Here is a 23,191-nt window from a genome sequence, read left to right on the forward strand (position 1 = left end):
GGCTTGGCTGTTGGATGGCCTATTTTATATTTTAGGTAAGGAGAGAAAATTGTTCATGTCTCAGAAGTCATCGAACCGCAGAAAGGCATCTCTGCCTATGAGCGGACCCCGGCGCCACGTGGTGGACACGCTGCTCATCATTGTCGGTTCCTTTATTATCGCTTTAGGATTTAATTTGTTTTTCCTGCCGAACGGGATTGCTTCCGGCGGGGTATCCGGGATTTCCGTATTAACCGAAGCCTGGTTTGGCATGGAACCGGCCTTTACCCAATGGGCCCTCAACATCCCGTTGTTTATCCTGGGCATCCTGCTGCTCGGAAAAAATTACGGCATCCGCTCGCTGCTGGGCAGCGTGGTGCTGCCTTTGTTCGTCTATCTGACGAAGGACTGGCCGCTGCCGACGAGCAACCCGCTGCTCGCTTCGATTTACGGCGGGATTGCGGTCGGTCTCGGCATCGGGATCGTGTACCGGGGACGGGGCTCCACTGGCGGACTGACGACGCTGGCCCAAATTATTCAGAAATACAGCGGACTCAGCTTTTCCCTGTGCGTCGTGATCCTGGACGGATCGGTCATTGTTTTGGCTGCCTGTACGCTGTCTCTGGAGAAGGCGCTGTATGCGCTGGTGGGACTGTATGTCACCGGTAAGGTGATCGACGCCATTGAGCTCGGCTTCAATTACTCGAAGGTGGCTTATATCATTTCGGACCATATCGAGCCGATAACGGCGGCGGTGCTGAAGGACCTGGACCGCGGCTGTACCAAGCTGAACGCCACCGGCGGCTATACCGGGACGGACCGGACCGTGCTGATGGTCGTCATCGGCCAGAGCGAAACGACGCGGCTGAAGACGCTGGTGCAGTCGGTGGACCCGGAGGCTTTTGTTATCATCAGCAATGCGCATGAGGTGCTGGGCGAGGGCTTTAAGCTGCAGGGCAGCTGAGCATTTTTTTACAACCCATCATAGCTTAATAATGAACAACAAAAAGAGGCGAACAGTTATCCATGCGGACTGGGCAGCCTCTTTTTCATTATGAAAAGGTTGGAGGGAATGGTTAGATGTTCACACCTGTCCGGACCGATACGGCATCAAAAATAAATAACAGCATACATAACAAGGGGAGTTTTCTGCATATGAATGGTGCAGATGGCGGCACTCCGAGCAGATATCCATACAGTCAATGAATGAGCGACGCGTAAGTTTTCAATAGGCATGAAGCGAAGCGGACCTTGAGCAGGGTCTTTTTTTCTTGGAGATTGAAAGGTACGTAGGCTCGGACCATAGGAGACGGGAGCGGAAAAGCCCTTACAGGATAAGGGAAATTCGTTCCAAAGTGTTGTATTTATATAAAAGCGGTCGTATAATAATACATAATTATTCATGATTTATACAGAAGCGGCAGTAGAGAGGGGAACGCGGGGAATGGGAGAACACGGTACTGGGGAGAAGGTTAGGATTGCGATTGTCGGTTCGACCGGCTACGGCGGGGTTGAGCTGATCCGGCTGCTGCAGGGGCATCCCAAAGCAGTCATTACGTCAGTGATTTCATCATCGAGCGCGGGAACGCCGATTTCGGAAGGTTTTCCGCATTTAACGGATATTATCGTGCAAAATTTGGACGGTACCGATCCGAAGGAAATCGCCGCCAAGGCGGATGTCGTCTTTACGGCTACCCCTTCGGGCGTGAGCTCCAAGCTGGTGCCGGGCTTGCTGGAAGAAGGACTTAAGGTCATTGATTTGTCCGGGGATTTCCGGATCAAGGACGGCGCCACGTACGAAAAATGGTATAAGCACACCGCGCCGGATGCGGCCTATTTGGAAGAAGCCGTTTTCGGTTTGTGCGAACTGTTTGGGGAAGAAGTCGCCGGCAAGGACTTTATTTCCAATCCCGGCTGTTACCCGACGGCTACCCTGCTCGGTCTGGTTCCGGCTATCAGCGCCGGCTGGATTAACCCGAACAGCATCATCATCGATGCCAAGTCCGGCGTATCGGGTTCGGGACGCGGAACGAGCTTGACGACCCATTTTGCGGAAATTAATGAAAATTTCAAAGCTTACAAAGTGAATAAGCATCAGCATATCCCGGAAATTGAACAGGTGCTTAGCCAAGTGGCCGGTGAGCAGGTGACCGTGACGTTTACGACCCAGCTCGTGCCGATGACCCGTGGCATTATGAGCACGATGTATGCGAACTTGAACGGCGTGTATAACGACGAAGATTTTGTGGAGCTGTACCGGCAGTATTACCAAGGACGGCCATTCGTGCGCGTGCGCGACACGGGCATTTGGCCGGCGACGAAGGAAGTGCTGGGCTCCAATTATTGCGATATCGGTTTTGCGGCGGATCCGCGGACGGGCCGGGTCACCATTATTTCGGTCATTGACAATATCGTCAAAGGTGCGGCAGGCCAGGCGATACAGAACCTGAATCTGATGATGGGATGGGAGGAGAATCTCGGACTCGGCTATACTCCGGTGTATCCGTAAGCGGGATGAACATAGACATGGGACAATTAACGACGTTTACGCAGGTGAAGGACGGATCGATCGTCACGCCGAAAGGCTTTTCGGCGGGAGGCGTGCACTGCGGACTCAAGAAGACGGATCGCCATGACCTTGGCGCGATCCTGTGCGAGGTGCCGGCCGTGGCTGCGGCCGTGTACACCACGAATGTATTTCAAGCGGCACCGCTGAAGGTGACGCGCGAGAGCCTGCAGAATGGCACGCTGCAGGCTGTGATCGTGAACAGCGGCAACGCCAACGCGTGCACCGGGCAGCAGGGCGAAGCCGATGCCTATGACATGCGGGCGGCCGCAGCCCGCCACCTCGGTGTGGCGGAGCAGGACGTGGCCGTCGCGTCCACGGGCGTGATCGGCGAGCTGCTCAAGATGGACCGCGTGAACGCGGGCATCGAATCGCTGCCGCCGCGGCTCAGCAGCGCCAATTCAGGCGCGGAGGACTTCTCGCAGGCGATCCTCACCACGGACCTGGTGAAAAAAGAAGCCTGCGTATCGGTGTTGGTGAACGGCAAAGAGGTGACGATTGGCGGCGCGGCCAAGGGTTCGGGGATGATTCATCCGAACATGGCGACGATGCTCGCTTTTATGACGACGGACGCGGCCATTGACCAGGAAGCACTGCAGCAGCTGATGCGGCAGGCGACGGACGTGACGTTCAACATGATTACGGTGGACGGCGACACGAGTACGAACGACATGCTGATTGCCATGGCCAGCGGGCTGGCAGGGAACGAAGTGCTGACACCGGCGCATCCGGACTGGGAGCCGTTTGCCGAAGGGTTTACGTATGTGTGCCGGAGCTTGGCCCAAGCGATTGCGCGGGACGGCGAAGGTGCGACGAAGCTGGTCGAAGTCAGCGTCACCGGCGCAGTCAGCGACCTGTCGGCGCGGGCGATTGCCAAGACGGTCATCGGCTCGAGTTTGGTCAAATCGGCCGTGTTTGGCGCCGATGCCAACTGGGGACGGATCATCGCAGCTGTCGGGCGTGCGGGCGAGCCGGTAAATCCGGAGACGGTCGACATCCGGCTCGGCGATATCAGCGTATTGGAACAATCGCGTCCCGTCGCTTTTGATGAAGATAAAGCGTTGGCCTACTTGAAAGGGGACACCGTCCGCATCGTCGTGGATCTGCACGGCGGAGCCGGGCAAGCCACCGCCTGGGGCTGCGATTTGACTTATGACTACGTACGGATCAATGCGGCTTACCGGACATAAGGCGAAGGCAGCTGCAGGGGAGAGTGAATGCATATGAAGACGCTGGAGAATGAGCAGGGCTCCCATATTGGGGCGGATGGCCAGCAGACGTTTGTCATGAAGTGCGGGGGAAGCACGCTGGCGGCACTGCCGGATTCCTTCTTTGAGGATCTGAAGCAGCTGCAGCAGCAGGGCGTGCAGCCGGTCATCGTCCATGGGGGCGGTCCGGCGATTTCGGACAATCTCGCCAAGCTGGGCATTGAAACGGAATTCGTGAACGGCCTGCGCAAGACAACCGAGGACGTCTTGGATGTCGTGGAGATGGTGTTGGCCGGAACGATCAACAAGCAGATCGTGCGGCGGATCCAGAGCACGGGCGGCCGGGCTCTTGGCCTGTCGGGCGTCGACGGGGGACTGATCCAGGCCGAGCCGGTTGCGAATGCGGCCGAGGTTGGCCATGTCGGCGACGTGACCTACGTGGAATCGGCGATCGTTAAAGGCATTACGGCCATGGGCTACATGCCGGTCATCGCACCGGTCGGGGTGGACGCGGCCGGGCAGCGCTACAACATTAACGCCGATACCGCGGCAGGCGCCGTCGCTTCCCATCTGGGAGTCGATCGGATGATCGTGGTCACGGACGTGCCCGGCATCCTGAAAGCCGTGGACGGCGAGAAGCAGGTGCTGCCGTCGGTGACGGTGCAGCAAATCGAAGACATGATCGCCAGCGGCGACATTTACGGCGGCATGATTCCGAAAGTTCGGGCCGCGGTGAGCTGCATTCAAGGAGACGTGCAGGAAGTCGTTATCGTGGACGGCAGTGAGCCCCGGGTACTGAGCCGGGTGCTACAGGGTGAAGTGTTGGGTACCCGCATCGTGCGGGATTAAGATAAAGACAGGACCATTTAAACAGGGGCACAGGGAGGGACCTGCGGCTCCGGGAGAAGGAGTGATTAGGGATGAGTGCAAGCGAACAGGCAAGCTCATTGTTTCAGAACTATGCCAGATATCCGATCAGCCTGGTGAAAGGGCAAGGGAGCTGGCTGTGGGACGATAAAGGGAACAAATACCTCGACTTTATGTGCGGTCTGGCGGTGACCAATCTGGGCCATGCGCCGAAGAAAGTGACCGAGAAGCTGAAAGCCCAGCTGGATGAGCTGTGGCATGTATCGAACCTGTTCCACATTCCGAACCAGGAAAAAGCAGCTACTCTGCTGACGGCGAACAGCTGCGCGGATGCGGTGTTCTTCTGCAACAGCGGCGCCGAAGCGAACGAAGCGGCCATTAAGCTGGCCCGCCGCTACCACCAGAAAGTGAAAGGCACCGGACGCTTTGAAATCATCACCTTCCATCAATCCTTCCACGGACGCACGCTGGCTACCCTGACGGCAACCGGCCAGGACAAGGTAAAAGACGGCTTTCTGCCGCTGCCTGCCGGCTTCAAGAGCGTACCGCTGCATGATCTGGATGCGCTGAAAGCAGCTATCGGACCGGATACGGCTGCGATCATGATCGAGATGGTACTGGCGGAAGGCGGCGTGCTTGTCGTTCAGCCGGATTTCCTGAAGGCAGTGAAGGCGCTGTGCGAACAGCATGGGCTTCTGCTCATCTTCGACGAGGTGCAGACCGGCATGGGGCGTACAGGCAAGCTGTTTGCGTATGAGCATTACGGCATTGAGCCGGATATTTTTACACTCGCCAAAGGCATTGCCAGCGGGTTCCCGGCGGGAGCAATGCTCGGCAAAGGCTATCTGAAAGACGCGTTTACGCCGGGCAGCCACGGCTCTACCTTCGGCGGCACGCCGATCGCGACGGCAGCGATGATCGCCACGATCGAGACGATTCTCGAGGACCAGCTGCCGCAACGCGCCGCGGACATGGGCGAGTATTTGATCCAGCAGCTGAACGAAAAGGTGGCTGTGCATCCTTTTGTCAATGAAGTGCGCGGGTTGGGGCTGCTCATCGGCATCGAGTGCAAGGAGCCGGTGAACGACATCGTGCTGGAAGGGCAGAAACGCGGGCTGCTGTTCGTGACCGCCGGTCCGAACGTGATCCGCCTGCTTCCGAACCTGTATATTACCAAAGAAGAAATCGATCAGGCCGTCGGCATGATTGCCGAGCTGATCCATGATCATACCGCAGTAAACAAGGCGTAGCCGGGCAGCATTAGAGCATGCACTGATAAAGGAGGACGTAACGATGTTGAGCCAAACCGGGCTGCTGCAGGATATCGACCTGAAGGGAAGAGACCTGCTGGAGCTCGACGATTATACACCGGAAGAAATTCAGTACTTGATCGATCTGGCGATCGAACTCAAGCGCAAGCAGAAGAACGGCGAGGAATACCAGCCGCTGAAGGGCAAAACGATCGGACTTATTTTCGAAAAATCATCCACCCGTACCCGGGTATCGTTCGAAGTGGGGGCATTCCAGCTCGGAGCCCACGCGCTCTTTTTAAGCAAAAACGACATTCAGCTCGGACGCGGAGAAATTATCAGCGATACGGCGCAGGTGCTGTCGCGTTACCTGGACGGCATCATGATCCGCACCTTCGGGCATCACAATGTGACGGATCTGGCGAAATACGCCTCCGTTCCCGTCATCAACGGCCTGAGCGATCTGGCGCATCCGTGCCAGGTGCTGGCGGATTACCAGACGATCTATGAGCACAAAGGCCAACTGAAAGGCCTGAAGCTCGCCTACATCGGCGACGGCAACAACATGGCCCATTCCTTGATGATCGGCGGCGCCAAGCTGGGCGTAAACGTATCGATCGCAAGTCCGGAAGGGTACACCCCGGATCCGGCTGTAGTGAAGGCGAGCCAAGAGATTGCCAAGGAGAGCGGCGCGCAGATCGTCGTTACGCACAGTCCGGAAGAAGCGGTGAAGGACGCGGATGTCATTTATACCGACGTATGGGCCAGCATGGGCTTTGAGGAAGAGCAGAAGGTCCGCGAGGCGGCGTTCAAAAACTATCAAGTCGACGAGAAGCTGGCGCAGCTGGCGAAGGCAGACTACCTGTTTATGCACTGCCTGCCGGCACACCGTGGGGAAGAAGTGAGCGAAGGAGTCATCGACGGCAAAAACTCGGTTATTTTCGACCAGGCCGAAAACCGTCTGCACGCGCAAAAAGCGCTGATGGCCGCATTGATGGGTTAAGATTAGTCAGGAGAGGGAGTTAAGACATGGCAAAAGAAAAAATCGTACTGGCGTATTCCGGAGGTCTGGATACGTCGGTCATTCTGAAATGGCTTAAGGAAACGTATGACGCTGAAATCATCGCATTTACGGCCGATATCGGACAGAAGGAAGAGCTGGACGGTTTGGAGGAAAAGGCACTGGCTACCGGCGCTTCGAAAGTATACATTGACGATCTGCGCGACGAGTTCGCACAGGATTTTATCTTCCCGATGTTCCAATCGGGAGCGCTGTATGAAGGTCAGTACCTGCTCGGCACGAGTATTGCGCGCCCGCTGATCGCCAAGCGCATGGTGGACATCGCCCGCGCGGAAGGCGCAACGGCAATCGCGCACGGCGCAACGGGAAAAGGGAATGACCAGGTGCGTTTCGAGCTGGCGGCTGCGGCCCTGGCACCTGACATCAAAGTTATCGCCCCATGGCGTCTGGAGGAATTCCGCAACGAGTTCCCGGGACGCGCGGAAATGATCGCTTTTGCCGAGAAGCACGGCATTCCGGTAACCGCCTCGGCGGCGAAGCCTTATTCGATGGACCGCAACCTGCTGCATATCAGCTATGAGAGCGGCGTGCTCGAGGATCCTTGGTTCGATGCCAGCGCTCCCGAAAATAAAGACATGTACCTGCTCAGCGTGTCTCCTGAAGATGCGCCGGATGAAGCGGAATACGTGGAGCTCGATTTTGTGCAGGGCAACTGCGTCGCCATTAACGGCGAGAAGCTGAACCCGCTGGCCGTGATGGAGCGCCTCAACGAGCTTGGCGGCAAACACGGCATCGGCCGCGTGGACATGGTGGAGAACCGTTTTGTCGGCATGAAGAGCCGCGGCGTGTATGAAACGCCAGGGGGCACGATCCTTTTCACCGCGCACCGCAAAATGGAGTCAATCACGATGGACCGCGAAGTGATGAACCTGCGCGACAGCCTGATCACCCGTTACAGCACGCTCGTGTACAACGGCTTCTGGTTCGCACCGGAACGTCTGGCACTGCAGGCGCTCGTGACCGAAAGCCAGAAGAACGTGACCGGTACAGTGCGCGTGAAGCTGTACAAGGGCAATATCATCGCTGCCGGCGTGAAGAGCCCGGTCAGCCTGTACAACCCGGACATCGCCACGATGGAAGCCGATCCAACCCAAGCTTACGATCAAGGGGATGCTACCGGCTTTATCCATTTGAACGCCCTGCGTCTTAAAGTCGGCACAGGTGTGGCACAGAACAAATAATTTTTCCATGATATAATCAACAGCACAAGCATGTCGTAGGGAGGCCGTTCCTTGTCGGTCACGGGAAGGAGCGGCCCTCTGCTGTCAAGCAAGAGGGGAGAGAACGATAGTGGGCAAACTGTGGGGAGGGCGCTTTACGAAGCAGACCAACCATCTGGTAGACGAATATACGGCTTCGATCGGTTTTGACCAGGCGCTCGCCGAGGAGGATATTCAAGGCAGCCTGGCTCATGTGACGATGCTGGGCAAATGCGGAATCGTTCCGCAGGAAGACGTGGAGACGATCAAGGCGGGGCTGCAAACCGTGTTGGATAAAATCCGCCGCGGCGAAATCGAGTTTTCGGTGGCGGACGAGGACATCCATATGAACGTGGAGAAAAATCTGATCGCCGAGATCGGCCCGGTCGGCGGCAAGCTGCATACGGGACGCAGCCGGAACGATCAGGTGGCGACCGATATGCACCTGTATTTGCGCAAACGGGTCGTCGAGCTGGCCGGCATGCTGCATGAGCTGCAAAAATCGCTGATCGGACAAGCAAGGGACAACCTGGATACGATCATCCCAGGGTATACGCATCTGCAGCGTGCGCAGCCGATTCTGTTCGCCCATCATCTGATGGCGTACGTCTCCATGTTCCAGCGCGATATTGAGCGCCTTATGGACAGCTACAAGCGCATTAACGTCCTGCCGCTCGGCGCTGGCGCCCTGGCCGGGACGACGTTCCCGATCGATCGCCATTTTGTGGCGGAGCAGCTGCAGTTTGACCGGGTCTACGAGAACAGTCTGGATGCGGTCAGCGACCGAGATTTTATCGTGGAGTTCCTGTCCCACGCGTCCATCATCATGATGCATCTCTCCCGCCTGTCCGAAGAGCTGGTGCTGTGGAGCAGCACGGAGTTTAACTTTATCGAACTGGACGACGCGTTCTGTACCGGCAGCAGCATTATGCCGCAGAAGAAAAACCCGGACGTACCGGAGCTGGTTCGCGGTAAAACCGGCCGCGTGTACGGCAACCTGATGGGCCTTCTGACGGTGCTCAAGTCGCTGCCTTTGGCGTACAACAAGGATATGCAGGAAGACAAGGAAGGCATGTTCGACACGGTGGCCACGCTGGAGGGAGCCCTGCAGCTGTTTGCGCCGATGATCGCGACGATGAAGGTGAACAAGAGCCGCATGCGCGAAGCGGTCAACCAGGACTTCTCAAACGCGACGGACATCGCCGACTTCCTCGTCGGCAAAGGGCTGCCGTTCCGCCAGGCGCATGAAGTTATCGGCAAAACGGTGCTGTACTGCATCCAGCAGGGCAAGTACCTGCTTGACCTGACGATGGAGGAGTTCCAGCAGTTCTCGCCGCTGTTCGACGACACGATTTATGAGGTGCTGCGGCCGGAAACCGTCGTGAACGCCCGCAATGTGTACGGGGGCACGGCGACAGATCAGGTGGCTGAGGCGATTAAACGCGGTGAGGTACTGCTCAGCATGACGGAGCAGTGGCTTGCCGAGCACGTATAACGATACATTGCAGATCAGAAATAGCAGATAGAAAGGCGCTTCCCTTGTGGAGGCGTCTTTTTTCGTTGGGTCCCCCATATTTTTCATTTGCCGTATTTACAACGTAACAATGTTATGTTACATTATTTCTGCGAGGAGGATGTGCAATGAACGAAGAAGAGATTTCCAAAAAGGATCTGCTGGAACTGACCGGGATTTCCTATGGACAGCTGTACCGCTGGAAGCGGAAAAACCTCATTCCCGAGGAATGGTTTATCCGCAAGTCTTCCTTCACGGGACAGGAGACCTTTTTTCCAAAGCAAAAAATACTGCAGCGTATAGACCGCATTCTCAATATGAAGGACGGTTTGTCCCTCGACGAGCTGGCCGATGTGTTTTCACCGAGCTCCGGCGAAGTATCGATCACTCCAGGCGAGCTTTTACAACGTAACATTGTTACAAATATGACGCTGGATCTGTTCGAACAGGAGCTGGGGAAACAGGACGTGCTGACGTTCGCCGACATTCTCTCGGTCTATGTACTGGAGAAGCTGCTCAAGAGCGGAGAAATAACCCGGGATGAAGGCAAGATGCTGTTATCCCTCATGCGGGATCATTACGCTAAAGTGGCAAGCAGACCGTGCGAGCTGGCGCTCGTCCGCAAAATGGGCGTGCCGCTGCTGCTGCTAATCGAGACTACCGAGCATGTATATATGGACCGGGATGCCAAGTGGGTGTTCCGCCTGCCTTTAAGGGGCTGTATCGAGGAATTGAAACTAAAAATCAACCAATCGGAGGTTTGAGGCGATGGAGCGGGAACAAAGACATGACATGTCGATGTCGGGCATCGGGACGGTGGCGTCCGGTGTGTATAAAACGGTTAGGATTGACGGGATCAGCAAGGTGAAGGGAGATATCGACTGCATTACGCTGGATTCCAACGGCACCCTGAACATTTCGGGTTCGGTGCTTGGGGAAACGGTCAAGATCAACGGGACGATGTCGATCGGCGGCAATTTATCGGCCGAACGTTTGATTCTGGACGGCATGGGATCGGTCAAAGAGATGACCCGCTGCAGCGAATCGGCTGCGATCAACGGCCAGGTCACCCTGGAAAAGGGGCTAAACAGCGAGAAAGTGGAAGTGTCGGGCAGCCTGAAGTCGAGAGGGGACGTGCAGTGCGAGGTGCTTTCGGTTCACGGCGGCTTTAACGTGGATGGGCTGGTGAACGCCGGCGAGATCGACTTGAAGATGAGTCTGGCCAGCAAAGCCAAGGAAATTGGCGGGGATCATATTACCGTGCGCCGGTTGAAAAAAGCGCCTATTTTGCTTCAGTTGGCCCCGGTCTTCAACAACCGCCTGAAGGCCGATCTCATTGAAGGGGACTTTGTGGACCTGGAATATACCGAAGCGGATGTCGTCCGCGGAAGCGAAGTACGGATCGGCCCCGGCTGCAAAATCGGCAGAGTCGAATACAAGGTCGATTTCAAGCGGGACGGAGACGCTCAGGTCGGATCGGCCAAGCAAATCTGAAGCAGCGTTGAAGCAGATCTGAATCTGCGCTGAAACCAGCTGCTAGGCAGCAACAGAGCAAAATCCCAATACGGGTGCATGAGACAACATTCAGGGAATGCCCGGACGACCGGGTATTCATAAGGGAGGAAAAGGTCATGACGGCAAATGGAAACCGCCAAGGGCTTGGCGATATCAAAATTACGGGCAGCGGGAGCTCGGGAGGCGGAACCTTTAACCAGGTCAAAATTATGGGTGACGCGGAAATCAGCAGTACGGCGGATTGCGGGCTGTTTAAATGCCTGGGCACGGCGCAGGTGAACGGCTCCCTGATCGCGGAAACCGCATCCGTCAACGGAACGCTGAACGTCCGGGAGAACCTTCAGGGCGGACTGCTGAAGTCTCAGGGCGAGGTAAGCGTGTCCGGGGATCTTCAGTTGAAAAGCATCAGCATTAACGGCGAGCTGGCCGTCGGAGGCAATGTGTCTTCGGATTTCGTCAAGATCAACGGCGGCCTTCGGGCGGCGTCCGGCCAGACGGAGGAGCTGCTCGTGCGGGGCGTGGTGGAAGTCCCGGGCATGCTGAACGGCGAGCTCGTCGAGATTAAAATGTATGGACCGAGCCGGATTGGAGAGCTCGTAGGTGCCAAGATCACCGTCAAGAAAGGGCTGGAGATTCCGCTGTTCGGGAAGATGACTTCCCATTACGACGGCGGGGATCTGAGCGCGGAGAGCATTGAAGGCGACGTCGTTTATCTGGAGAACACCAAGGCTGCCGTCGTCCGGGGCAGAAGGGTGAACATCGGGAGCGGATGCGAGATCGGATTGGTGGAGTATACGGACGAATTCAAGCAGGACACGGCGGCAAGTGTAGGACGGTTTGTCCGGCTGGGATAAGATATTTTACAAACAATATAAAGGGGTAGTGCGTAACATGGCAGAGAAAAAGAACAGGCTGGGTCTGATCGTCGCCGGTCTGCTGCTCGGCGTGCTGATCGCCGCGATGGACAACACGATTGTCTCCACCGCAATGGGGACGATCGTCGGCGAGCTGGGCGGTCTGGACCAATTCGTCTGGGTCACCTCCGCGTATATGGTGGCAGAGATGGCCGGCATGCCGATCTTCGGCAAATTGTCCGATATGTATGGAAGGAAAAGATTTTTCGTATTCGGGATCATCATGTTCCTGCTGGGCTCGGCCTTGTGCGGGACGGCGCACAGCATTACCGAGCTGAGCATTTACCGGGCAATCCAGGGAATCGGCGGCGGGGCACTGGTGCCGATTGCATTTACGATCGTGTTTGATATTTTCCCGGTGGAGTCCAGAGGCAAGATGGCGGGCATGTTTGGCGCCGTATTCGGGGTGTCGAGCTTGTTCGGGCCGCTTCTCGGAGCGTATATCACCGATTATCTGGAGTGGCGCTGGATATTTTATATTAACCTGCCTTTAGGCATTGCAGCCTTTCTGCTGGTGGTGCTGTTCTATCATGAATCACATGAGCATTCCAAGCAAAAGATCGACATTTGGGGAGCCGCTACGCTGGTGGGCTCCGTGGTCAGCCTGATGTTCGCGCTGGAGCTGGGCGGCAACAAATATGCCTGGGATTCGCCGGTCATTATCGGATTGTTCGCCGCGTTTGCCGTGCTGATGATCGTCTTCCTGGCCGTGGAGGCCAAGGTGGCCGAACCGATCGTGTCCTACGACATGTTCCGCAAAAGACTGTTCGCCTTCAGCAGCGCAGCGGCTTTGTTCTATGGAGCGGCTTTCATTACCGCAGCCGTGTACATTCCGATTTTCGTGCAAGGGGTAATGGGCGGAAATGCAACTAACTCCGGGTTGATACTACTTCCGATGACACTGAGTTCCGTAGTTGCCTCGCAAGTAGGGGGCATGCTGTCCACCAAAATGTCATTCCGCAGCGTCATGATCCTGTCGGCAGTCATTTTCGGCGGCGGCATGCTGCTGCTCGGCACGATTACGCCGGAGACAACGCGGACGATGCTGTCCATCTATATGCTGGTCGCCGGCTTCGGGATGGGATTTTCATTCTCCGTGCTCGGGATGTCGGCCATCCAGGGCGTGGATGCCAGACAGCGGGGCTCGGCCAACTCAACGATCTCCTTCCTGCGCTCGCTCGGAATGACGGTGGGGATTACGATCTTCGGCATCATCCAGCGAAATGACTTCCATGACCGGCTGAGCAGCACGCTGGGCGGAGCTTCCGGCCAGAATATGCCGGCCACGATGGATCCGCAGCAGATGCTCTCGCCGGAGCGCAGAGCGCTTATTCCGGCACCGGTCATGGAGAAGATCAGCAGCGCGCTGTCCGTCTCCGTGGACCATGCGTTCCTGTGGGCCGTGATACCGGCGGCGCTGGCGCTGGTTTCGGTCTCCCTGATGGGCGGATCACGGCTGCAAATGTCCCAGATGAGACCGGGAGCGCGTAAGGATGGGGCGCATCATTAATGAAACCGTGATTTGAAAGCTTACATTGTTGGAAGTGAAGAAGCTGGGGTGCAGTTCAGTGCCCTGGCTTCTTCTTTATTTTGGCGGGTGATTGCAATTCATGGTGCTTGTATCTATGTATCTATGTAGCTCTAGTCCTTAGCGGAGTGATTAGATAAACCAGGGATTCATATTTAGAAGCAGCAGTAACAATGAGGGGTTTTAAAGGACTTGCATATTGAATGCTGATCCATTCGCTGTCAATTACACGTATGATGTCCTGCATATACTTCCCGTTGAAAGCAATACGAAATGGCTCCCCTTGAAAGTCCTCCACAGGAGTAGTCTCATGAACATCGCCAACCTCCGGCGTATTGGAGCTTAATTCCAAGGAATGGGGTGTTCCATTCAGCAGAACCGTTTGTCCGCCTGCAACCAGATTAACCCGCTCGATCGCGCTGAGAAAGGCTGCTGAGGAAACCCGAACTTCTGTTACATATGTGGCGTTGGTCATCGTTTCCATTGGCGGGAAGAATCCTGTCATTAGAGGAATGTAAGCCGCGAGAACCTGATTATGTATAACCATCCGGTGATTGCTGAAGGAGATCCGCAGCTTCTCTCCGGACAGCAGCTTGGAGACATGCTTTAAATATGCGGAAGGTATGATAGCCTCAACTTCATTGCTCAGATTGCGGTTAAGAAGGATTGTGCATGAAGCCAGGCGCACACCGTCTGTAGCCATCAGCTTCATTGAGCCATTTGCAATGTGAAACAGGGCGCCGGTTAATACTGGCCTGGGTTCATTGGATCTGGCGGATGCAAAAACGACCTGCTGAACCATTTTTTTAAATTGAGAGCTCGATAGCTCCACATCCAACAGCTGGTTTCCGAGGTCTGGAACGGAACAGCTATCCTCTGGATCCATTCCGTAGAGTCGGAATACAGTACTGCCTGAGCTAATCTTTAATAGGAAAGGCGGCTGTGTTTCCAGGGCCACGACTCCGGCAGGCAGCTTGCGAATCATATCCGCGAATAGACGCGAGGGTACGGCGATGGACCCCGTTTGATAGTGTCCCTCATCGAGTGGAAGCTTTGCTTGAATGACCATTCCCGAGCTTGTTCCTGATGCAAGTGTCAGTCCATTCAGACTCGTATGTAAATGAATCACAGAGTTCTGCGGTTGTGCCGAGGATACCGACGCTGCGACGGCAACCTGTTGAACGGTTTGAGCCAGAAGATCACCTGGGATACGGACGAGCACGGGCGTCACCTTTTTCTTTTAATTTTGACCGGAAAAATAATGTTCGATCATTCCACGCAGAACTTCAGACCGAGTAAACTGATGGTCGTCGCAGTAGGCATCCAGACGGTCCCATGTTGTCTCGGATAAAGTTAACGATACTTTGCGGGTCGTCCCGATCCCTTTTCTGCCTGCTCCTCGGCGCGCTCCGCCACGGGTAAACATGAAGCTCAACTGCCCTTCCTTATCGGGGATGCCGATTTTTACTTTGTTTTGCCGCTCCATGATCATGCCTCCTGTTTGAATAAGGTAACTTATTTCAAATGTTTTCTAATATTAATCTATCACAGTTCGAAAGTGTTGGGCAAGAAGTACTCCTTTTAGCGCCAAGCGAATCAACCCACCCAAAACGGGGTATAAAAGGGTAAAAGAATCGAAAAGGAGTGAGCGTCATGAAAATCATTATTACGCAGGCGGAAGCGGTAGAGAAAGGCATCTGGGGCGAAGTCATGAAGATGTTCGGCGTCGAGGCCGAGGAGGAAGTGTGGCCGAGCGAGGAGTACATTTTGACGGAGGAGCAGGCGCGCCGGATCGGGATTATTCAGTAGAGCTCACATATGATGATAAAAAGGGTGTCTCCAGCGGTTTCGATAAACCGGCGGAGGCACCCTTTTGCTTCGTTTGGATTATAGCTGACAATCCATTGCTGCCCTTCAACTGCCCTCAGAAGTTCGGCCCGCTTACGCCGTCCTCCACGATTTGTTCTTCGGATCCCGGAGCAGGGCTGCCCTCTCTGGAATCTTCTGTATGGACCGCGATCAGCCGGCTTTGCGGACGGTACGTATCACGGGAAATACGTTTGCGCGATACCTCCTTGCCGTCCACTTTCTTGATTTGATAGGTCTCGACGACGTAGCCGGGTTTGCCGCTCTGCAGGATCTCCTGGCCGCCGACCGGAAGGGTCGGATTCTGCACGAACTTCTCGGTGACCGGGAGAGTTTCGACCGTGCGGGACATGAGGTCATAGGTGACATTTTTCGGGAAGGTGCCAAAAAATTTGACGATCAGATTCCGATCCTTGACTTCGGCCTGTATCAGCAGCGATTTGCCGGTATTGTTCCGGAAGCGAAAGTTGATCGAGCCTTCGGCAAACGTAGCGTCCTGTCCTTTCGGCAAGTAGCTGACCGGAAGGGAATGGTTGCGCCGCTCGACGATTTCAAGCCCGGTCCGGACCGCCGCATTGTACACCGTGCTGGACACCTGGCAGATGCCTCCGCCTACTCCGGGTACCAGCTTCCCGTTCAGGATGACCGGCGCCTCCTGGAACCCGTATTTTTCCTCCGCCTTGGCAATGACCTTGCTGTAATCAAACACGTCACCCGGCTTCAGCACCATGCCGTTCACCGCCTTGGCGGCGGAATCGACATTGTATACCCTGCCCGGCCCGCTCGAACCGAGCCCGGTGGAGAACTCGATGATTTTTCGCTCGATTCCTTCTTCCTTGAGGCTGCCGATCGTGACGTTCGGCACCATCCGGTACAGGGGAAGGTCCAGGCTGAGCTTGGGCTTTTCGCCGCCGGCAATCAGGGCGAAGTCCTTCGGAATCAGCGCCGTCATCTGCTCCTTGAGCGTGTTCCAGTCAATCCGCGAGACCGAAACCTCCGGCGTGTACACGACCTCGTCTTTACCTGAGATCCGCCGCGTGGCTTCCACCGGAAGCCCGAAATGCTCCTGCTCCCACTCCGGCGTAAATTTCTCCTTCAGCGCGGAAATGTCCCAGTGGGGCACGATGTTCCAGTCCGTCTGAAAATGCCAGCGGTATTTCAGCTGGTCCAGCCAGCTCCCTTCATGCAGCTTCACAACCGCCTCTTTAAAGGCGTCCGCTTCAAACGAAACGCCGGCTTCTTTCAGCGTCAGCTGGGCATCGGGAATGCCTTTGGCGGCCACGGACAGCGTCAAGGGAATGCTCTCCATCTGTCTGAGGCGGGCGTCCAGCAGCTTAAGCGCCTCATCTGAATCTTTTCCTCCGAGCGGGTAGCCGGCAACTTGGATCTTATCCGGAAGGGTGCTTTGTCCGATATAAAGATGTACCCACCCGGCGGTGACGGAACCGATCAGCAGGATGCTGGCGATAATGATCAGGCTCAAATGAATTTTTTTCATAGGGTTCCCACCTCTTTCGCTTCCTCTTCATCGTGATTGATGCTGTCTTTCCATATATATGTAGGCAAAGTGGAAAAATTTCGGGTACTCAAAAGGTAACAATTTTGTTACAATGAAACACATCGTGATGATTCCTACGCTTTTTTAAAGGAATTAGCTGGAATGTGTCGAATTTATAATGGCTGATTATGTAATTAGGAAGTGATGAACGAAGTGATTGAAATGCAGGACGTATGGAAGACCTACCAGAATGGAACCCATGCATTGCAAGGCGTATCGGTCAAGATCGACCGCAACGAATTCGTATACGTCGTCGGACCGTCCGGCGCAGGCAAATCGACATTCATGAAGCTTATTTATAGAGAAGAAGTGCCGACCAAAGGACAAATCTCTGTGAACGGTTTTAATATCGGCAAGCTGAAGCAGCGGAAAATTCCGTATGTGCGCCGGAATATCGGCGTCATTTTTCAGGATTTTCGCCTTCTTCCGACGCTGTCGGCATATGAAAACGTGGCTTTTGCCATGGAAGTCATCGAAGCGCCGAAGCGGCAGATGAAAAAGCGCGTGATGGAGGTGCTGGATCTGGTTGGACTGAAGTCCAAAGCCACCCGCCTTCCGGCGCAGCTGTCCGGGGGGGAGCAGCAGCGGATCGCGATCGCGAGAGCCATTGTGAACAACCCGGCGGTCATTATCGCGGACGAGCCTACCGGCAACCTGGACCCCGAAACGTCGTGGGGCATCATGCAGCTGCTTGATGAGATCAATTTCCGCGGAACGACCATCGTCATGGCCACCCACAACAAGGAGATCGTGAACACGATGCGCAAGCGCGTCATCGCGATCGAGCACGGCAACATTGTACGCGACCAGCAGAGAGGGGAGTACGGGTATGACTTTTAACACCTTTCTGCGGCATTTGCGGGTCGGGTTTAACAGCATCTTCCGCAACGGGTGGATGACCGTAGCCTCCGTTACCTCCATCGTGGTATCCCTGTTCGTGCTCGGGGTATTTATCATCCTGGTGCTTAATGTCAACGCTTTGGCCGACAAGGCCGATAAACAAGTGCAGATCCGCGCTTATCTCAACCTGAACGTCGACCAGAAGCTGCGCGAGAAGGTGCAGAACGAAATCTCCGCGATGCCGGAGGTCAGCAAGGTGCAGTTCATTTCCAAGGAGCAGGGCCTCACCGATTTCCGCAACAGTATGGGAGATGAGGGGAAGGAGCTGCTGGAAGGCTTCAGCAAGGATAACAACCCGCTGCCGGACACCATTATGGTCGAGGTGATCGAGCCGACGACGGTTCCGTTCGTCGCCCAGAAGATCGAGGCGCTGAACACGAGCCATACGGAGCAGCCGATCATGAAAGTGAAGTACGGCAAAGGCACAATCGAAACGCTGTTTAAAGTGACGCGCCTGGTGCGCAACATCGGGTTTATTTTCGTAGCCGGCCTCGCCGTCATGTCGATGTTCCTGATCTCCAACACTATTCGCGTTACGATTCTTGCCCGCCGCCGGGAAATCAGCATTATGAAGCTGGTCGGGGCGACGAATTATTTTATCCGCTGGCCGTTCTTCGTGGAGGGCACCCTGATCGGCCTGATCGGGTCCGTCATCACGGTGGCGCTGCTGTTCATCGGTTATGACCGGCTGGCCGCCTCCATCGGCTCGGATTTTACGCTCCAGATGTCACTTCTCCCGCTGAGCCAGCTGTGGCAGTGGGGAGGATTACTGATTGTCCTCGGCGTGCTGATCGGCATGTGGGGAACGACCCTATCTATTCGCAAATTTTTGAAGGTATAAGAACAAGAACGATAAGCAGCTGACGGAGAGTCTTGGTTATACAGGAGAAACTTTTGGAAAAGGACGGGGAACGCAAGTTGAAAAAGATCGCCACATGTTTGGCTGTAGTTATGATCGCAGCGGCTGTATTTCAGCCTTCGGAAGGTCTGGCAAAGAAAAAAACGGTCGATCAGATCGACCATGAACTGAGAGTGCTGCAGCAGCAGGCGAAGACCGCCAAGCAGCAGAAGAGCAAGGCGGAAGCCCAGAAGCAGGAAGCGCAGCATTACAAAAATAAAACGACCCAAAACCTTCAGTACGTCATGAACCAGATTAATACGGTGAGCAACACGATGACCAAATTGACGGTTCAAATTGACGACACGCAGGACAAGCTCCATCAGACCGCAGCCGAGCTGGATGCCGCCGAGGAGCGGATTCAGTCGCGGGAGAAAATGCTGGAGTCCCGGGTACGTCTTATGTATACCGACGGTAACGTATCCTACTTGGAAGTGCTGCTCTCATCGACCAGCTTCTCCGATTTCCTGGAACGGGCCGATGCGCTGAAGGAATTCGTAGACCAGGATAAGGATTTGCTGGAACAGCACAAGAAGGACAAGGCATTGGTGCTGGCTAAGAAAAAGGAACTGGAGTCGGATTACGCCAAAGCCAAGGATTTGTATGCCCAGATGGAAGACCAGAAGGCCATTCTGGCTGAAAACGAGCGGCAGAAGCAGATTCTGATCGCGCAGTATGACCAGAAGATTGAAGAATCCGACGACACCAGTGAAGAGCAGGATCAGCTGCTCGTCACGCTCGTCAGCAAGCGTGCTTCCCTGGAGCAGGAGAAGAACAAGCTGAAGGCTGAAGAAGCGGCGAGAAAGGCGGCGGCAGCCAAGGCTGCTGCTGCAAAGAGAGCGGCTGCAGCAGCAGCGGCAGCGGCCAAGAAGAGGAGCGCCACAACGACAACGACAGTTGAAAGCTCGGGCGGCTTCTCGGGCAGCGGCGGACCGCTGTATATGCCGGTTAGCGGAGCCCGCATTTCTTCGTCTTTCGGCCGAAGAGTCCATCCGGTTACGGGTGAAGTCGGCAAGATGCATAAAGGGGTGGACCTTGCCGTTCCGCAGGGAACGCCGATCCACGCCGCTGAAACGGGAACCGTCACGCTGGCCGAATGGTGGAGCGGTTACGGGTACTGTGTCATCATCGATCATGGGGACGGAATGTGGACCCTCTATGGACATATACGTGAAGGCGGTATTAAAGTAAAGGTAGGCGAGCATGTCAGCCGCGGTCAGGTGATTGCAGAATCCGGCGCAACGGGACAAGTCACGGGGCCTCACCTTCATTTTGAAGTCCGTCAGAATGGAACGCCTGTGGACCCGATGCCGTATCTGTAGACCGTATAAATATTCCGTACAAGCCGAACATATACTAGGATGGTTAAGTCTGGTCATAAGAGGTTCGGCCGGAAAATAAAAGGCGGTGAAACTTACTTTGAAGAAACGTACGGTCGCATTGTTGGTCGTCGTAGGTATGCTGTTGGGAAGCGTACTGACCCTCGTGTTAACAAGCGCAAGCTTTGCGAATCAGGCCTCGACGGGCCAGGGCGTGTTAGCGAGCGTGGTCAGCGGCGGCTTGAAGCAGGATGAAGCGAAGAAAATCGGTACGGCTCTGGATCTCATCCAAGGGAATTATTATGAGGATGTGGACCGGAGCAAGCTGGTGGACGGTGCCATCAACGGCATGATGGAATCGCTGGAAGATCCGTACTCGACTTATATGGGTAAGCAAACGGCACAGGAATTTGAGGAGAGCATCGAGGGCTCGTTCAGCGGCATCGGTGCCGAAGTGTCCTCGGAAGACGGCAATGTCGTCATCGTGTCTCCGATCAAGGGATCGCCTGCGGAAAAGGCAGGACTCCGCGCCAAGGATATCATCCTGACGGTGAACGGAGAATCGCTGAGCGGGCTTGAGCTGAACGATGCGGTTTCGAAAATCCGCGGTCCAAAAGGCAGCGAGGCGAAGCTGACGGTCCGCCGCAGCGGCGTATCGACGCCGCTTCAGTACACTATCGTACGCGACGATGTCGATCTGGAGACCGTCAATGCCCACATGGAGCCGGGTAAGGTAGGCGTGATTGAAATTACCCAGTTCTCTCTGAACACGGGTGATCGCTTTAAGGAAGAGCTGGCGAAGCTCGAGAGCGAAGGCATGAAGGGCCTCGTCATTGATGTCCGGAACAATCCCGGCGGCGTACTGTCCGTCGTGATCGATATCGCCGAGCAATTCGTGCCGAAAGGCAAGCTGATCGTTCAGGTTGAAGACAAGAACAAGAAGCGCGAGAAGAGCGAGTCCAAGGGAACGGGCAAAGACTATCCGGTCGCCCTCCTGATGAACAAGGGAAGCGCCAGCGCATCCGAAATTCTGGCAGGTGCCTTGCAGCAATCGGCCGGAGCGAAGCTGATCGGTGAAAATTCCTTTGGTAAAGGAACTGTACAGACGAGCTTCGACAAGCAAATGGGCGACGGCAGCCTGCTCAAGATTACGATCGCGAAATGGCTGACGCCAAACGGCAGCTGGATCCACAAGAAGGGGATCAAGCCTGACATTGCGGTGGATCAGCCGGATTACTTCTCGGTGGCTCCGATCAACAAGGACAAATCGCTGGAATACAACATGAATAACACTGACGTGAAGAGTGCGCAGATCATGCTGGACGGCCTTGGCTTCAAGCCTGGACGCAAAGACGGATTCTTCGATGAGAAAACCGTGGCAGCCGTCAAGTCGTTCCAAAGCAGCGCGAAGCTGAAAGCGAACGGTGTCATTGACGTGAAGACGGCGGAAGCACTCGAGAACGCGCTGATCGAGCACATCCGCGATCCGAAATACGATAATCAATTGAACCGCGGGATCGACGAGGTGCGGAAGGAAATTACCGCTGCCGCGTCGAATCGTTAAGAAGGCTGATCTTTAGCCTTCTTTTTTTCTTGCGTCTGATGTCTGTCCTGGATGTGCGTAAATGTCATGGTAAAGGAGCGTGGTGACGGATTGGATGTCGCATTGGAACTGCTGTGGAAGTTGGGGGATGCTTTGTTACAGCTGCTGACGCAGCCGTTTTATTATATTTCGATCATATTGATGGCACTTGTGTACCGTAGGCAGGTACTGCTGGAGAGAAAGCTGTTCTCCGTCCGGCTGCACAGCTGGGGGCTGCAGACTTGGCGGACCTTTTGGGGCGGACTGCTGGCCGGAATTGGCGTCTCGGTGGCCGCAGCGTTTTTGGGAATTTCGCTGACCACGGAAGCGGTCATATGCATTTGGGTGGTAGCCATCGTGCTGCTGCTGTTCCGGGTAAGGTATTTATGCTTTGCCTACGCCATTGGGATCTTGGGCGTGATTCAGTTTGTGATGGGGCTGTTTTCCTGGAGTCCGGACGGGTTCCTGAAAACGGTGAAGGATACGGTAGCGGGTCTGGATATTCCTGCCCTGCTTGCCTTGGTCGCAGTGCTGCACTTGGCCGAGGCTCTGCTTATCCGCCTGCAGGGAGCGTCCTTTGCTAATCCGCTCTTTATTGAAGGGAAGCGAGGCAAGCTCGTTGGAGGCTATCAGATGCAGGTATTCTGGCCGATTCCTCTGTTTCTGCTGATTCCGGGAGCTTCGGATACCGTTCTGCCTTGGACCCCTTTATTTGGCGGAGAAGGATGGAGCGGCGGCTTTAGCATGATGGCGCTGCCGGTGGTGATCGGCTTCAGCGAAATGACGCAGAGCCTGCTTCCGCAGGTGAAGGCCGAACGGACGTTCAAACGCCTTCTTATCTATGGCGTCGTACTGCTGGCTTTCAGCATTCTGTCGGCTTGGTGGAGCCCGCTCGCCCTTGTGGCGGCCTTGATCGCCTTCGTGCTTCATGAAGGGCTGGCCTGGTACAGCCGGTATGAGGAGCAGCACCGGAGTCCGGTGTTTGTCCATCCTGCGCAGGGGCTGAAGGTGCTGGCCGTCATTCCCGGGAGCCCCGCCGAAGAGCTGGGCATTGCGGCTGGCGAATCGATTATGAAGGTCAACGGCGTGGCGATCCGGTCCAAAGAGCAGCTGCATCTGGCGATCCGTAAAAACCCGGCCTTCTGCAAGCTGGAAGTGCAAAACCTGCAGGGTGAAGTCAAGTTCCTGCAGCGGGCGATCTACGACGGGGATCATCACCAGCTGGGCGTTATTCTGGCTCCGGACCCGGATGCAGGTGTGGCGCTGGTGCTTAAGCCGGTCAATCTGTTTCAGCTGATCGGCATGAAAATTCATGCCCGCAGCAAGTCGTCCACCCCTGCATCGCATGATGTGCGGGAAGCCGACATGTAAGGCAAGAACGCAAAAAAAGCGTGGGAGCTCTGAAGCTTCCACGCTTTTTTTGTCTTTATGAAAGAACCAACGGGTGG

21 protein-coding genes are annotated in these 23,191 nt (G+C 55.4%); 18 read left to right on the forward strand and 3 right to left on the reverse strand.

Annotated features, from left to right (window positions below; all coding sequences use genetic code 11):
* Positions 1-55 precede the first annotated feature (55 nt).
* From C7820_RS26200 to C7820_RS26255, 12 genes are all read left to right on the forward strand, one after another.
* Positions 56-943 (forward strand): YitT family protein, encoded by an 888-nt coding sequence (locus C7820_RS26200; RefSeq protein WP_076174557.1) that lies wholly within the window; start codon positions 56-58, stop codon positions 941-943.
* A 480-nt stretch (positions 944-1,423) separates the two neighbouring features.
* The gene (gene argC, locus C7820_RS26205) at positions 1,424-2,488 is read left to right on the forward strand and encodes an N-acetyl-gamma-glutamyl-phosphate reductase (protein WP_076174555.1); all 1,065 of its coding nucleotides are present in this window, start codon (positions 1,424-1,426) and stop codon (positions 2,486-2,488) included.
* Positions 2,489-2,505: 17 nt separating this feature from the next.
* Positions 2,506-3,735, forward strand: coding sequence for a bifunctional glutamate N-acetyltransferase/amino-acid acetyltransferase ArgJ (gene argJ / locus C7820_RS26210; RefSeq protein ID WP_116233510.1), 1,230 nt, complete (start codon positions 2,506-2,508; stop codon positions 3,733-3,735).
* Positions 3,736-3,768: 33 nt separating this feature from the next.
* Entirely contained in the window at positions 3,769-4,602 is an 834-nt protein-coding gene (gene argB / locus C7820_RS26215) for an acetylglutamate kinase (RefSeq protein WP_089549760.1), read from the forward strand.
* A 71-nt stretch (positions 4,603-4,673) separates the two neighbouring features.
* Positions 4,674-5,870, forward strand: a complete 1,197-nt coding sequence (locus tag C7820_RS26220; protein ID WP_116233511.1) for an acetylornithine transaminase — start codon at positions 4,674-4,676, stop codon at positions 5,868-5,870.
* A 46-nt stretch (positions 5,871-5,916) separates the two neighbouring features.
* The gene (argF, locus tag C7820_RS26225) at positions 5,917-6,873 is read left to right on the forward strand and encodes an ornithine carbamoyltransferase (protein ID WP_089550484.1); all 957 of its coding nucleotides are present in this window, start codon (positions 5,917-5,919) and stop codon (positions 6,871-6,873) included.
* 26 nt (positions 6,874-6,899) lie between these two features.
* Positions 6,900-8,132 carry an argininosuccinate synthase gene (locus tag C7820_RS26230; protein WP_076174549.1) on the forward strand — a complete coding sequence of 411 codons (1,233 nt, stop codon included), beginning with the start codon at positions 6,900-6,902 and terminating at the stop codon, positions 8,130-8,132.
* A gap of 109 nt (positions 8,133-8,241) precedes the next feature.
* A complete protein-coding gene (gene argH / locus C7820_RS26235; RefSeq protein WP_089549762.1) occupies positions 8,242-9,645 on the forward strand; it encodes an argininosuccinate lyase in 1,404 nt (467 codons plus the stop codon).
* Between the two features lie 146 nt (positions 9,646-9,791).
* The gene (locus tag C7820_RS26240) at positions 9,792-10,427 is read left to right on the forward strand and encodes a YhbD family protein (protein WP_116233512.1); all 636 of its coding nucleotides are present in this window, start codon (positions 9,792-9,794) and stop codon (positions 10,425-10,427) included.
* Positions 10,428-10,431: 4 nt separating this feature from the next.
* The gene (locus tag C7820_RS26245) at positions 10,432-11,157 is read left to right on the forward strand and encodes a bactofilin family protein (protein WP_116233513.1); all 726 of its coding nucleotides are present in this window, start codon (positions 10,432-10,434) and stop codon (positions 11,155-11,157) included.
* A 137-nt stretch (positions 11,158-11,294) separates the two neighbouring features.
* Positions 11,295-12,032 (forward strand): cytoplasmic protein, encoded by a 738-nt coding sequence (locus tag C7820_RS26250; protein ID WP_116233514.1) that lies wholly within the window; start codon positions 11,295-11,297, stop codon positions 12,030-12,032.
* Between the two features lie 37 nt (positions 12,033-12,069).
* Positions 12,070-13,602: an MDR family MFS transporter gene (locus C7820_RS26255; RefSeq protein WP_116233515.1), complete on the forward strand. Its 1,533-nt coding sequence runs from the start codon at positions 12,070-12,072 to the stop codon at positions 13,600-13,602.
* Between the two features lie 121 nt (positions 13,603-13,723).
* On the opposite strand, the gene dnaN is transcribed toward C7820_RS26255, so the two are convergent.
* Complete coding sequence (gene dnaN, locus C7820_RS26260) at positions 13,724-14,851, reverse strand: DNA polymerase III subunit beta (protein WP_116233516.1); 1,128 nt, start codon at positions 14,849-14,851, stop codon at positions 13,724-13,726.
* A gap of 9 nt (positions 14,852-14,860) precedes the next feature.
* Entirely contained in the window at positions 14,861-15,106 is a 246-nt protein-coding gene (locus C7820_RS26265; protein ID WP_258875424.1) for a ribbon-helix-helix domain-containing protein, read from the reverse strand.
* A 167-nt stretch (positions 15,107-15,273) separates the two neighbouring features.
* Here C7820_RS26265 and C7820_RS33580 point away from each other — a divergent pair, with 167 nt between their 5' ends.
* Positions 15,274-15,429, forward strand: coding sequence for a hypothetical protein (locus tag C7820_RS33580; RefSeq protein WP_163882621.1), 156 nt, complete (start codon positions 15,274-15,276; stop codon positions 15,427-15,429).
* Positions 15,430-15,544: 115 nt separating this feature from the next.
* Here the strand turns inward: C7820_RS33580 and C7820_RS26270 are convergent, their stop codons facing one another.
* Positions 15,545-16,984, reverse strand: coding sequence for a VanW family protein (locus tag C7820_RS26270; RefSeq protein WP_116233518.1), 1,440 nt, complete (start codon positions 16,982-16,984; stop codon positions 15,545-15,547).
* 213 nt (positions 16,985-17,197) lie between these two features.
* Here C7820_RS26270 and ftsE point away from each other — a divergent pair, with 213 nt between their 5' ends.
* The 5 genes from ftsE to C7820_RS26295 all read left to right on the forward strand — a co-directional run bounded on the left by ftsE (position 17,198) and on the right by C7820_RS26295 (position 23,114).
* A complete protein-coding gene (gene ftsE / locus C7820_RS26275; protein WP_089550485.1) occupies positions 17,198-17,884 on the forward strand; it encodes a cell division ATP-binding protein FtsE in 687 nt (228 codons plus the stop codon).
* Positions 17,874-18,785, forward strand: a complete 912-nt coding sequence (gene ftsX / locus C7820_RS26280; RefSeq protein ID WP_116233519.1) for a permease-like cell division protein FtsX — start codon at positions 17,874-17,876, stop codon at positions 18,783-18,785. Before ftsE ends, ftsX begins: the two co-directional genes overlap by 11 nt.
* A 77-nt stretch (positions 18,786-18,862) precedes the next feature.
* Positions 18,863-20,164, forward strand: a complete 1,302-nt coding sequence (locus C7820_RS26285) for a murein hydrolase activator EnvC family protein (protein WP_116233568.1) — start codon at positions 18,863-18,865, stop codon at positions 20,162-20,164.
* Positions 20,165-20,300: 136 nt separating this feature from the next.
* Positions 20,301-21,725 (forward strand): S41 family peptidase, encoded by a 1,425-nt coding sequence (locus C7820_RS26290; RefSeq protein WP_116233569.1) that lies wholly within the window; start codon positions 20,301-20,303, stop codon positions 21,723-21,725.
* 66 nt (positions 21,726-21,791) lie between these two features.
* Entirely contained in the window at positions 21,792-23,114 is a 1,323-nt protein-coding gene (locus C7820_RS26295) for a PDZ domain-containing protein (protein ID WP_116233520.1), read from the forward strand.
* Positions 23,115-23,191 lie beyond the last annotated feature (77 nt).

The sequence above is a fragment of the Paenibacillus sp. VMFN-D1 genome (assembly GCF_003386155.1).
In the GTDB taxonomy this organism is placed as follows: domain Bacteria; phylum Bacillota; class Bacilli; order Paenibacillales; family Paenibacillaceae; genus Paenibacillus_AQ; species Paenibacillus_AQ favisporus.